This window comes from Microbulbifer sp. GL-2, assembly GCF_007183175.1.
Classification (GTDB): domain Bacteria; phylum Pseudomonadota; class Gammaproteobacteria; order Pseudomonadales; family Cellvibrionaceae; genus Microbulbifer.
In genome coordinates, this window is sequence record NZ_AP019807.1 from 1,815,055 (window position 1) to 1,827,619 (window position 12,565).

Annotated in this window: 14 protein-coding genes; 5 read left to right on the forward strand and 9 right to left on the reverse strand. The window is 52.7% G+C overall.

Annotated elements, in window-relative coordinates; genetic code table 11:
* Positions 1–203: 203 nt before the first annotated feature.
* The 6 genes from hslO to GL2_RS07995 form a co-directional block, all read right to left on the reverse strand.
* On the reverse strand, positions 204–1,082 hold the full coding sequence (gene hslO / locus GL2_RS07970; RefSeq protein ID WP_143730152.1) for an Hsp33 family molecular chaperone HslO: 879 nt from the start codon (positions 1,080–1,082) through the stop codon (positions 204–206).
* A 124-nt stretch (positions 1,083–1,206) separates the two neighbouring features.
* On the reverse strand, positions 1,207–1,665 hold the full coding sequence (locus GL2_RS07975; RefSeq protein WP_143730153.1) for a DUF4124 domain-containing protein: 459 nt from the start codon (positions 1,663–1,665) through the stop codon (positions 1,207–1,209).
* 27 nt (positions 1,666–1,692) lie between these two features.
* Positions 1,693–3,186: a serine protease gene (locus GL2_RS07980; protein ID WP_143730154.1), complete on the reverse strand. Its 1,494-nt coding sequence runs from the start codon at positions 3,184–3,186 to the stop codon at positions 1,693–1,695.
* Between the two features lie 85 nt (positions 3,187–3,271).
* The gene (locus GL2_RS07985) at positions 3,272–3,649 is read right to left on the reverse strand and encodes an RNA-binding S4 domain-containing protein (protein WP_143730155.1); all 378 of its coding nucleotides are present in this window, start codon (positions 3,647–3,649) and stop codon (positions 3,272–3,274) included.
* A gap of 53 nt (positions 3,650–3,702) precedes the next feature.
* Positions 3,703–4,374 (reverse strand): GMP/IMP nucleotidase, encoded by a 672-nt coding sequence (gene yrfG, locus GL2_RS07990; protein ID WP_143730156.1) that lies wholly within the window; start codon positions 4,372–4,374, stop codon positions 3,703–3,705.
* Between the two features lie 76 nt (positions 4,375–4,450).
* Positions 4,451–5,113: a lysoplasmalogenase gene (locus GL2_RS07995; protein ID WP_143730157.1), complete on the reverse strand. Its 663-nt coding sequence runs from the start codon at positions 5,111–5,113 to the stop codon at positions 4,451–4,453.
* 201 nt (positions 5,114–5,314) lie between these two features.
* Here GL2_RS07995 and cysK point away from each other — a divergent pair, with 201 nt between their 5' ends.
* From cysK to GL2_RS08020, 5 genes are all read left to right on the forward strand, one after another.
* A complete protein-coding gene (gene cysK / locus GL2_RS08000) occupies positions 5,315–6,232 on the forward strand; it encodes a cysteine synthase A (RefSeq protein ID WP_143730158.1) in 918 nt (305 codons plus the stop codon).
* Positions 6,233–6,271: 39 nt separating this feature from the next.
* Positions 6,272–7,111 (forward strand): 3'(2'),5'-bisphosphate nucleotidase CysQ, encoded by an 840-nt coding sequence (gene cysQ, locus GL2_RS08005; RefSeq protein WP_143730159.1) that lies wholly within the window; start codon positions 6,272–6,274, stop codon positions 7,109–7,111.
* Positions 7,112–7,195: 84 nt separating this feature from the next.
* Positions 7,196–7,399, forward strand: a complete 204-nt coding sequence (locus GL2_RS08010) for a hypothetical protein (RefSeq protein ID WP_143730160.1) — start codon at positions 7,196–7,198, stop codon at positions 7,397–7,399.
* 337 nt (positions 7,400–7,736) lie between these two features.
* Positions 7,737–7,994, forward strand: coding sequence for a type II toxin-antitoxin system HicB family antitoxin (locus GL2_RS08015; protein WP_143730161.1), 258 nt, complete (start codon positions 7,737–7,739; stop codon positions 7,992–7,994).
* Between the two features lie 43 nt (positions 7,995–8,037).
* The gene (locus GL2_RS08020; RefSeq protein WP_232053791.1) at positions 8,038–8,667 is read left to right on the forward strand and encodes an outer membrane beta-barrel protein; all 630 of its coding nucleotides are present in this window, start codon (positions 8,038–8,040) and stop codon (positions 8,665–8,667) included.
* A gap of 150 nt (positions 8,668–8,817) precedes the next feature.
* Here GL2_RS08020 and GL2_RS08025 read toward each other — a convergent pair whose 3' ends face one another.
* From GL2_RS08025 to GL2_RS08035, 3 genes are all read right to left on the reverse strand, one after another.
* Positions 8,818–11,010 carry a TonB-dependent copper receptor gene (locus GL2_RS08025; RefSeq protein ID WP_143730163.1) on the reverse strand — a complete coding sequence of 731 codons (2,193 nt, stop codon included), beginning with the start codon at positions 11,008–11,010 and terminating at the stop codon, positions 8,818–8,820.
* Between the two features lie 247 nt (positions 11,011–11,257).
* A complete protein-coding gene (locus GL2_RS08030; RefSeq protein ID WP_143730164.1) occupies positions 11,258–11,701 on the reverse strand; it encodes a hypothetical protein in 444 nt (147 codons plus the stop codon).
* A 167-nt stretch (positions 11,702–11,868) separates the two neighbouring features.
* Complete coding sequence (locus GL2_RS08035) at positions 11,869–12,486, reverse strand: 2OG-Fe(II) oxygenase (RefSeq protein WP_143730165.1); 618 nt, start codon at positions 12,484–12,486, stop codon at positions 11,869–11,871.
* Positions 12,487–12,565 lie beyond the last annotated feature (79 nt).

The window sequence follows — 12,565 nt, forward strand, 5'->3', positions numbered from 1 at the left end:
CGCATTATGGCAAAATTCAAAATAAGCGGGTAGCAAATACGGTCACTTTTTGCACTTTGATAGCGCTGTCATATGAAATTTAATGAATTGTCATTTCTTAAATTTATGGCTGTTAATATCTGTATTCCCTTAATGAATTTTTGTTGGGTGAACACCTCCGAGCTAGCCGGTGGGGAGAGGTGCTCCCCCACCGCTGGAGCTTCCTAGTGCAGGGTGTGGGGTGGGGCGTTCAGCAGGGATTCGACCTGCTCCCGGTCAAAGCGATATTGGGCGTTGCAGAACTGACAATCTGTAACAATCTCCCCGCTCTGTTCCTCTAGTAGCCTGAATACATCCTCAGCGCCCAGAGATATCAGTGCCTGCGCGCTGCGCTCCCGTGAGCAGCTGCACTTGAAGCGGATACTGTCTGTTCCCAGTGTGGCCGGCTCTAGCTGGTGGAACAGGCGGTGAATCAACTCTTCATGAGAGACAGTAAATAATTCTTCCGCAGTTACGGTGTCCGCCAAATGCAGAGCGGTTTCCCAGGCGTCATGATTATCTTCGGCGCTGGCGGCATTATTGCCTGGCAACACCTGCAGCATGATGCCGCCTGCATTATTCCCATCGCATTCCAGCCAGAAGCGCGTATCCAGTTGCTCGGACTGGGTGAAGTAATCTTCCAGGCACCCTGCGAGGCTCTCTTTTTCCATTGGCACCACACCCTGGTAGCGCTCGCCGCGCTTTGGTTCCAATGTGATGGCGAGGGCGCCACGACTGCCAATCATCTGGCTCAAGGTGGCGTTATCGTCGATCTGTGCACCTTCGGCTACTCGTGCAATACCGCGCAGGTCGCTGTGATGGGTGCACTCCGCCATGATTAGGGGCAGGTCCCCTTCGCCGCGAGCCTGTATGCTGAGAACGCCCTCGAACTTGAGGGTGGTGGAGAGCAGACAGGCTGCTGCCAGGAACTCGCCAAGCAAGCGCGCTACCGGTGCCGGCAGCGGGTTGTGTTCCAGCACTTCGCGGTAGGACTCAGTAAGGGTCACCATCTGCCCGCGAATATCGTGTTGGGAGAAGATAAAGCGTTCCAGCTGATCGGACATAGAGCGAGTGCCTCGGTGTTAAAACCGCGGAATTTTAGAGGTGTGCATGCCTAAATGGTAGCTCGGTGGGGAAATTCTGACGCCGACGGTGAATCTGTCGGTTGGGGTAGTGTTTGTGGCGGACTTAACCGCAACGCCTAGCAATCTCGCGTTTGAATTTCTCAGCCATCTGCTCTCGTTCACGATCAGTGTAATGAACTTCCTGGCCGTCTTTATCGAAAAACGCTACACGCCCGTTAAGGATATTGAGCCGTCTACGAGCCTCTCTACAGGTTCGCTGCAGATCCTGCTGGCGCTCCTGTTGCTCCCTCTGCTCGCGCTGTTCGTATTCACGCTCAATCTCGCGAGGTTTGCGGCTAACAGCGGCTGTGCTCAATGGTGCTTTGGTGGCATCAACAGAGTTGATCGGACCCAGTTGCCCGGAAATATCCTGCGCTTTTGCCTCTGCTGGTGGACGGTCACTGAAGTGCACGCGGCCATCCTCGTCAACCCAGCGGTAGAGCTCATTGGCATTGGTAGCGGCAGCCAGTAACAGGCTGCCGAGCAGGGTTGTAAAAAGCGGGGTTTCCTTGACTATTTTCACGACTCCTCCCTGATTCTGCTGCGGGTATTACTCTTCTTTGTTGGCTAACTGGTTGAATAGTCCTTGTGAGTGGCGCTGGGGAATATGGTAAGTCTGCAAGATCAATGGTTCCTGCTCCTGTGCTTCCGCAGAATCCAATACCATGCGATAACCGGAGCGATCGCGTAGCTCCACAAAATCAGACTTGTTGGTTTCCATCAATTGAGCGAATTCGTCGAAGTCGGCGACGCTGTGACCATTCACTGAGTTAATAATCCAGTTTTTCCAATCGTGGTAACCCAAATTGACATTGGCTGGCAGTACCTTGAGGGCAACTACCAGCTCGCGACGGGTTTCTTCGCCCCACTGGTTGCGTGCATACAAGTAGTCTATTGGGGCTTTGGAGTGCCAGCTGTTACCCCAGCGCTTGATCAAGTTCATATTCAGCGGCACGAATACCACACCGCCGTAGATATAGTAGCGGGGCTGCTGATCAAATTGTTCACCCAATACCAGCGCACGAGAAGGTGGTGCGGCGGCCAGGGTTACCTGTGTGGTCTGTTCCTCACCGTTGCGAGAATAGCGCACCGGCAGTTTATCGCCTACGTGGTGGCGGTCCACGGCATAGTGATAGTTGGTGCGCTGGTTCTCACGCCATTCCACAGTGCGGTCAGAGGCTACCTTCAAGCCATCCACTTCCAGCAGTACATCACCGGGCTTTAATACTTCGGCTGCGGGGGCATCGCTGAACACCTTGACCACCATGGCGCCGTCCTGGTCTTCACTTAGCCCGGCGGCTTTTTTCATGGAGGGACTTTCCAGGCTCTGGGTGACCACACCCAATTCGGGAAAGCCCTGGTGCACACCGTCTTTGGCGTCTTCGAGGACATGTGCAATGACGCTCGGGGGCACAAAGTAACCCAGGTTCTCCGCGCTCTGGTTGGTCTGCATGGCCACACCGACAATTCGGCCACTGGAAATGACCGGTCCACCGCTGTTGCCCGGGTTGATGGCGGCGTCGATCTGGCCAGCCATCAGATAGCTTTCTGCATGGGCGTAATACTGATGCTCAACCCGGGACAGCACACCACGGGTAATGGACAGGGATTTACCGCCGATAGGGTAGCCGTAAACAGTCACCTCTTCCTGCAGATCTGGCAGTTTGCCCAGTGCCAGGGGGCGGGTGTCATCAAAGAAGCTTTTATCGTCGACTGTGAGTAGTGCCAGGTCGGCGTCGTGGGAGACAAAATCCACCCGGGCGCGAAACTTCTTTGCATCTCCGTGGCGCTGTACCTGAATAAAGCTGCCGTTGGCGATCACATGGGCATTGGTGAGGATCTGTTGACCGCGGATAACCGCACCGGAGCCGGACAGCTGTTTGGGGTTCAGCAGGGCCCAGGGGTTGAAGTAGTCTGGGGCGGCGGCTGTGGTGTAGATCTTGATGATTGAGCGCTTGAGTTGCTCGTGCTCGCGGCTATCTGCGGCTGCGGTCTGCATACCGAGCAGAAGCAGCAGGGAGATGGCGATCAGTCGTTTCATCATGGCTGTTTTCTATCGGGTTAAGTGGGGCCAGTGTAGCAGCAATGGGAAAAGATGGCGGATTTTCCACCATTTTTGTCCATTGAGCTTACTCTTGTTCACGCAGGAAGCGGTGAATCTGGCGGCGTTGCTTTTTATTGGGGCGTTCACGTTGCATACCGGCGTTGGCGGCTTGGCGCTCGCTGCGTTCGCGCGCGCGCCTATCGACGCTCTGCTCGGTCTCGCGATACAGGTTGCGGGCGATATCGGCGCCGCGGCGTTGATCGGACAGGGCCAAAACCTCGATCTCAACCAGGCCCCAGCCCTGGCGGATACTCAGGGTGGCACCGATGGTAATCTCCTTGCTGGCCTTGATCCGCTGACCATCGGCATGCACCTTTCCGCCCTCAATGGCCTGTTTGGCGATACTGCGGGTCTTGAAAAAACGTGCGGCCCAGAGCCACTTGTCGATACGTACTTTTTCCATTGAATTCGAAACTTCTACTGAATGCGTTATCAGAGCGCAGTATCACCTGTGGTCTAGCTGTGCGGCACCTGACCCAGGGCCATAATCTCGTCGAAATGATGGATTGCCGGGAAGTTGGTGATATCTCGCCGTGGACCGCGGCTATCCGGCTGGCGAATACACAGCAGGTGGGTGATGCCATAGTCCTGTGCGGCGGCCAGTACACTCTGGTTGTCATCTACAAAAAGGGTGCGTTGCGGGTCGAACTCCACCTTTTCTCGCAAGGTATGCCAAAAGCGCTGGCTTTCTTTTGCGTGCCCATAATCGTGGGAGGAAATGATGCCCTTGAACCAGCGGTCGATGCCGGTGAGTTCCAGCTTGTGGCTGAGCCCGTGACGATGTGCGTTGGTGACCAGGAAGGTGGGCTTTTGCAGCTGCTGAAGGCCTTGCAGAAAAGCCTCTGTATGGGGGCGCAGGGCGATACGCTCCTCAATTTCCCGCAGTATTGTGAGGATATCCAGCTCCAGTGTTTCCGCCCAAAAATCCAGGCAGTACCATTCCAGAGTGCCGCGACGCGCGTCGATCTCCCGCTCTAGCTTTTGCTGTGCTTGCTTGGGGTCCAGGCCATGCACCTGTGCATAACGCCTGGGCAGGTGGTCGAGCCAAAAGTGATTGTCGTAATGCAAATCCAGCAGGGTGCCATCCATATCCAGCAATACGGTATCGATACTTCGCCAGTCGAGCATGGAGCCTGTTTACCTCTTAATAGTGGGGGAAGCCAAAGTGTAGCTGGCCAACGTGTCCCCCCGGTGACGGGCTCTATTATGCCTGGGCCCGACGGATGCCGTACAGGATCGTGAACTGTGCGCCGTAGTAAGTGAGCATGATCGCCGTATCGGCAAAAGGTAATGGTGCGATGAACTTGTTCAGGGCGATCAGCGTGTCGGACAACATGAAAATGAGCGCTCCGCTGAACAGCAGCCCGGATTGCCCGCTGTGCGCAGCGGCCGCCAGGGCCATGGCGACGATCGCCAGCAGATATACCAGCACTGCCGGGGCCAGCTCCCCGGTGGCAGGGAGAATCAGGCGTGCCAGCAGCACCGCGGAGAGGATAACCGGCGCAATACGCAACAGGCTGCGCCGGTTGCGTAAATTGGCGAAGCGCAGGAAGTTTGCTGCGTAGACCAACTGTGCCAGTAGAAAAGCCCCGAGGCCAAAGACAAACTGGTTGGGGAAATCCATTTCCAGTAATACATCGCCAAGTGCGGAAAAGGCCAGAGCTACCAGGGTCAGGTGACGGGTGAGCCCCTCCAAATGGCGCAGTGCCATAACGCCGAGTATTGCAATGGGCAGAGCTTTCAGCGAAGCCATCCACAGGCCTTGAATTCCTGCTCCCTCGAGCAGGATAAAAAGGGCAGCGCCGAGTATGAATGTGGCTGGTGGCAGATATGCGGATTGTGGCAAGGCTGCGGTGTTGGTGGTCATAGCGGTACTCTTATTATTATCTGTTTATCGTTATGGGTTGTAACCGTCTGAGGGAATCTAACAGTTTTTTCACGAGTCTTGGATTTTTGTCGGCAGAAACCCGAGGTGCATGTCATCTGGGTTACTATTCGCGGACAGGAATTTATTGCCCAAGTAGCCCGATTTGAGTGCCGCGGGCGTCATTAACGGAGAGCTTCATCGATGAAGGCAGCCAATATTCTGGAAACCATCGGCAATACCCCACATGTAAAAATTAACCATATGTTCCGCTCCGATATCGAGGTGTGGATGAAAGTGGAGCGTTTTAATCCGGGCAGCAGCATCAAGGACCGTATCGCCCTGGCGATGATTGAGGATGCAGAGCGTCGCGGCACCTTGCAGCCCGGCGGCGTTATCATCGAACCCACCTCAGGCAATACTGGCATTGGACTCGCCATGGTGGCGGCGGTAAAAGGCTATCGCTTGATCCTGACTATGCCGGAATCCATGTCGCTGGAGCGTCGTCAGGTGATGAAAGCTATGGGCGCTGAGCTGATCTTAACGCCCAAGGAACAGGGTATGGGAGGGGCTATTGCAAAAGCTGAAGAGCTTCTGTCACAGCATCAGCACAGCTGGATGCCACAGCAATTCTGTAACCGCGCCAATGCTCAAGTACACCGCAATACCACCGCAAAAGAAATCCTGGAGGATTTCCCTGATGGTTTGGATTACCTGATTACTGGTGTCGGCACCGGTGGTCACATCACGGGCTGTGGTGAAGTTCTGAAAGAATCCTTCCCCAAGTTACAGGTTTACGCGGTTGAACCGGATAAGTCACCGGTGATCAGTGGTGGCGTGAAAGGGCTTCATCGCCTGCAGGGAATTGGCGCAGGCTTTATTCCCGAGGTACTTAATACCGAGGTGCTTGACGGCACCGTTCTGGTTAGCGAAGAGGACAGTTTTGAAATGGCACGCCAGTGCGCGTTAAAAGAGGGGATTTTCGTAGGGATCTCCTCCGGTGCCAGTTTGGCCGCAGTGAAAAAGCGCGAGGGCGAGTTTGCCCCAGGCAGTCGTGTGCTGGTGTTCAGTTACGACAGCGGTGAACGCTACCTGTCGGTCAAAGATCTTTTTTCCGCCTGAACCCCTCTAAAGGCGGCCCCTGAGAAATAGGAAGTTTTAATGAACAAGGCTTTATTGGAGCAGGTAATAGAAGTCTGCGAACGCGCTGGTGAGGCGATTCTCGAGGTTTACCACAGCAGTGCCGAGCTGGAAGTGGAAACCAAGGCGGATGATTCCCCAGTGACAGCGGCGGACCTGGCCGCGCACAAAATTCTGGCACCGGCCTTAGCGCAGCTGATTGAAGGCGTGCCGGTATTGTCCGAAGAGCAGGAGGTTCCCTCGTTTACAGAGCGCAGCCAGTGGCAGCGCTACTGGATAGTCGATCCCCTGGATGGTACCAAGGAGTTTATCCGCCGCACTGGGGAGTTTACGGTAAATGTAGCGCTGATTGAAAATAGCGAGCCGGTTTTGGGTGTGGTACATGTGCCGGTGCTGGGTATTACCTATGCCGGTTGCAAGGGCAATGGCGCTTTCAAACGCACAGCGTCCGGTGAAACAAAAATCCATGTACGTTCACTGAAACCACGCTTGGAGGCAGGCGAAGCAGTTGAGTTGGTTGCCAGTCGCAGCCACGGTGCTGGGGCGGTGGACCAGTTGGTGGAACGTATCGAAACCAAGCTGGGTGCTGTGGTCTGTAAAAATATGGGTAGCTCACTGAAGTTGTGCCTGGTAGCGGAGGGCGCTGCCGATCTCTATCCGCGTCTGGCACCTACTTGTGAATGGGATACCGCAGCGGCGCAAGCAGTGGTCGAGGCAGCAGGCGGCACAGTGATTGACGACCAGTTGCAGCTGTTGCGCTACAACAGTAAGGATTCTCTGTTGAATCCGTATTTTTATGTGATTGGTGATACATCTTTTGATTGGCAGGCATTGCTCGTCAGTGAATCTCCTGTGAACTAAGATTTCATTGCCCCCGCCGCTCATTGGCGGGGGAGTTCACCTTTATGTCGATGTGCATACACGCAATAACAACAGGTCGGCACCATGTCCAGCCCGGTAAAATCGGGTGATACCCGAATCAGTGAAATACGCTGCCTGCGCCGGCAACTGGAGCAGGAAATTGACTGGTTGCAGCGCAGAACAGAAACACTGGATGATGGACCTTCAGAAAATGAGGCCCTATTAAAGCGCACCTATAACGGCATGATTTTTTCCCGCCGAGCGTTACTGGGGAGAATGCCGCGTTGAATATCGAGTCTTTATAAATTAAGAAAGCCCGGATAATTAAATATCCGTACTTTTCGTTAGGCAATATTTCACGATTTACTTCCCGTTCTAACTTCTGCCGGCAGTCATCAAAAAATACCTGATAGATTTTCAGTAATTTATTTTATCTATGTTGTCTGACATTTTTGACAGGTTAATGTGGTGAAATTAATTGCTCGGCGGATTGAATTTTTGAACCAAAAGAAATCTCCTGAAATTCTCTTTTATCTGGAAATTGTTGATTTTCATTACCAAAAAAACTCCACGTAATTGAAATCCGTCTACGCTTTGGAAAGTCAAAGCATAAGAGTATTTTCCAATGCGCTACCCGGTTGTGCTTCACAATATTGAATACGCCGGCTTTGGTGCCATAGCACCGGACCTGCCGCATTGTCATTGCTATGCCGAAACCCTTGATGGTGCTTTGCAGAAAATGGCAGAAACCATATTCCAACGGCTGGAGGAACTGCGTCGAGATGGGGAACCTATGCCCAGCCCCCAGGAAGTGGACAGCCTGAAGGAAAATCCGGCCTTCGCTGGTGGTATATGGGCCATTATCGATGTGGAGAGTATTTAGGTTGCTCGCTTGTGCAGGGAGTTGCTTTACAAGGATGGTTGTAATGAGAATAGTTCTGTATTTACTGGCCCTGTTGCTAGCTCCGGTAGCCAGTGCGGTGGAGTGGAACAACCCCTTCGATGGAATAGAGTCGGGTGAATACCGGGTTATAGGCACCTTGGGCCTGGGATCTGGAAAGCTGCAGCTCAACAATAGACGGGATTTCTTTGGATATGCCAGTGTTGGCATTACCCCCGCGGTGGGGGTGTGGCAAGTGGAATTACGAGGCTCACGCTTTGATGACAGCCGTGTAGAAATCAATCAGGTCGGTCTCAATTTCAAGGTTGATTTCACCCTTAACTGTTATGTGCACTGTCTTTACTGGATGGCAGGTTGGAATTATGCGGATATTGACCTGAATGATGTGCGTAAATATGGTTACTGGTATCACCACAAGGACAAGTGGCACTATGGAGACCAGTATGATAATTGGTACTACGATGGCTATTACTATCATGTTATCGACGCCAATGGCAGTGACACCTTCTGGAACCTGGGGGTGGGCTATCGGTTTATGTGGACCCCCGATTTCGATACCTCAATCGAATACAACTATAACGACATTGGATCTATATACAGGGTGAACCTGGGGCACCTAAGAACGTTGACCTTAAATTTTTCCTATCGATTTTAATAGGGAGTTTTTTGCCAGCCAGTCAATAGGTGAAATTGGTTACCCTCCCCTCTTCATCAGTATGAAATCACATCAATGGGCGCCCTCACCGAGGACGCGCGCATGTAATTTTTTCCTTGAAAAATATGGGGCTCTGGAGAGCCCCAAGTACTAGATGCGGTAGACTGCTTTCAGCCAAAAAGTGCGCCCCGGCTCATTGACCCTTGTGATTTGGGGGAAGTTGGGGATTTCCGCTCCCGCGCGGCTGACATGCTCTGCGTAAGTTTCATCCAGCAGGTTGTCTATACCGGTAGTGACGAGCAGGGCTTGGCTGGGGCGCCAGCCTGCGTTGATGGAGAGCACATCGGCAGAACTCGTGGGGCCGAAATCCTGACCGATAATATTGCCTTTGCCAATATCTACGCGATCCTGGCTGGCAATTGCCCGCCACAATACCCCGGCAGACCACTGGAGTTGCTCGTAATGGAGTCCCAGGCGTGATTCCAGAGGTGGAAGCTGGGCCAGGGTAGTATTGTCGGTGTCATTCGCACCACGTACTGATGTCAGGGTGAATTGCGTACGCCAGTTTTCACTTAACTGGTAACTGGCATCGAATTCCATTCCCCAGGTGCGTGCCTGCACATTGCGCGCTACTGCAGTAGTGCGAGTATCTGTGGCCGTCCCCATATCCATACCACTGTCCATAGAGAGCATGGTGCTCATGCCCGTCGTGACAGCCGCCTTCTGGTAGTCATTTTGTACTAATAGGTAGTTGCGGATATCGCTGGCAAAGGCAGAAATGCTGGTGGAAAGTTTCTCACTGCGGTAAATATATCCGATATCCAGCTGGGTAGTTTTTTCCGGCTCAATATCGAGTGCACTGTAGGAGTCCTCCCCTTCACGAGCGAACACTTCCCAGTAATCGGGGAAGCGCTCACTGTAACCCAGTCCGGCATAAATAGTCGCCGATATACCGACAGTGTGTTGTAGGGCTCGCTCATAGCGCAGAAAGCCGCTAGGCAGGGTTTCTGTGCGCCTTTCTCCCGCGGTCGGGTTGATTACTATAGACATCATGGTTAAGGCGATGTTGTCGCGCAGATCGCGCACTTCCCACTCGTCCAGCCTGGCTCCGGTTATCCAGCGCTGGTTGGGAACAAGCTGCCAACTCGCTTCGGAAAAAATACCCAGCTGGGAGAACTCGGCATCCGCATTCCTTTCCAGCTGACGGTAGTCGACTATCGTCTGATTCATACTCATACGACTCGTATGGCGATTCTCACGAGCGTCCAGTCCGGTGGTCAACTCGATATTTTCCAAGGGAGTAAACAGCAGGCTCAGCTTGGCTCCAAAAGTCTCACTGTCGAGGTTCATGGCGGTGGGGTTGGCAGACATGCCAGAAGGCTCACGTAAGCTGTAGTTATCCATGACGTGATCGATGTAATTAAAGTAGCCCTGAACTTCAACGGTGTTCAACAGCTCGCCAATGTTGCTGCGAACATATTTAGCTTTGTAGCTCTCTCGTGCGAATTTACTGCCATCTACACCACGATCTGCATAAGCTGCCTCACCATCGCTGAAAGTACTATCGAATTCCAGGCGGGTATCATCATCTGGCGTCCATGCCAGGTTTACCTTGCCACTCCAGCGTTCATAATTGGAGTGTACCTTGTTGCCATCGCCATCTTCATAATCGTCAGCAGAAGCTGAAGTGGTGGAACTGCGCAGTGAAAACTGTGGGGTTTTGTAAGATATATCGAATAGTCCATCCGTGCGCTCCGCACTACCAGCGAGCAAGCTCGCGTGCATATCCCACTCGTTTTCTGTTGGGCGTTCCTGCAGCTGTTTAAATAGCACTATACCGGCCGAGTGGCCGGGACCATGCAAGACCGTTTGTGGGCCCTTGATCACTTCGATTTCATCGAGACTCTCAGGAAATATATAGGCGGTAGGCGGGTCCATACGGCCGGGGCAGCCTCCCATAATGGATTCACCATCCAATAACATCCCCAGTCGCGATCCCCCCATACCGCGTAGCAAGGGGTCGCCACTGGTGCCGCCTTTACGGACTACGGTAAATCCGGGAATGGTTTTCAGATAATCGGCACCGTCGTTCGCTGGCAGTGGTTGGCGTGGTTTTTTGGGATCTGTTAGCAGGTTTAGAGGTAGCTCGGTTTTTACCCCGGTAACCACCATTTGTTCCATCTCCCTGTCTTGGCCATCTATAGCAGTACTGGCAAACAGGCTGGCGGGATAGGCGCAGCTGGCAATAATTGCGAAGCTGAGCGGTGAGGGCAGATGGAATCTACCGGATAATTTTTCAAGGTGATTTTCCCTGGTGGATTTAGCTTTAACCATTTCTTGCATAGTGACTTATCCGTTATCGGGCTGCGCAATGGGCACAGGCATACGTGCACCCCAGGGTTCCGGGGTGAACGTCGGTTTCTCCCTGCTGGCAATTGGGTCCAGCTGGAACTCTTGTTTTTTCCGAGGCGGTGAGTGCGTGCATAGACCGGCCCTGCTTGATCACAAACAGTTGACACGAATCGGGAGACGAAATCCCAAGCCTCAAGAACTTACAGCATCATTTGCAGGTAAACCTGCAATAAATGAATTAGCCAGGAGGGGCACGGATAAGGGGGAGAGTGTAGGAACTGGACAGGGCCAGGTTGAAGCTGGGGGGCAGGGCAAGCAAAGTTGCCCCTTCGATAAATAAATCCAACTCCGTTGCGGGAGCACTGGCAACACTGGCAGCGGCAGAGAAATTACAGTGATTATCGGCAAAGGAATGGGCGGTCAGCGCATCGTGATTATGCCCATCTGCGTGATTCGCATGGTGATCGTGATGATGCCCTTGTGGTGGAGTGGCTAGTGCATTTAATAAAAGGGCACTGCGACTGTCTCCATGGCACAGACCATAAGGGGTGCCTGCGGTAAACGCAGCCGGCATAAACCCGGCGGGTACCAGGCCACGTGCGCTGAGAAACACCAATAAAAGCAGCAGCGCTTGCCATCGTGACAGGCGCGGACAGTTATTCAGGGTGCTTTTGCGGCTCATAAATAGGGAGTCTTTGGTTTGCCGGGAAGCGCTTATTTTCCCGGCGAGATGTAGCAACAGGTTACCTTTCGAAAGGGGAAAGTGCTACTGCCGGGCCAATAAATTTACCGCTGTTGATACCTTCAATTCTTGATGTTTATCAGTTTACGGAAATATTTTTTAATAAATCAGCGAAATATGGATTTCAATTTTGCACTGATTCCATGGAAAAACTGGTGTTTGTTTTTTGCTCTATCGCCGGTAAGAAAATTGATTTGGATCGACTGTCGCTTGCCCTCATAGCTCGGGTAGCCGTGCCAGCAATTGTCTGTCACCTTGAAGGCCACTAGTGAACCCGGGCCGGGAATCAGTTCATCAGTAAAGTCTTCCATATCGTTTCCACTGCGCAGGATACGCAGTCGCCCGGTGGGAGCTGGCCACTCCTCGTTAAGGTAGATAAGCACCGTAATCAATTTACTCTTCGAATCCGTATGAATTCGCCCGTCCTTTGCCCGCGAATATCCGCGCAGGGTTGCCATCATGGGTTTGTCGGAAAGGTCCAAATCGAACTTTTTCCCAAGAATTTGACGGACCTCGGTACTGTCAAATTGCTGGATGAAGTGGTGCAGCCTCTCGGAGGTCTTCACATCTTTAATATTGAAACTTCCGCCTTTCTGTAGGGGAGGAAATTCCTCAATGAGAGTTATGGCCTCATCAGAGACCAGGGATTGCTCAAGGTAAAAATGGGGGAAGGGAGAGGTTTTTACCTCAACCTGACTGAGTTGATCGATAGCGAGTTGGGACATGCTTGGGTTTCGCTCCCTGCGTATTGGATCTGTTGTTTTTAATTGATCGATATTATCTCTTATTTAGTACTGCACAGAT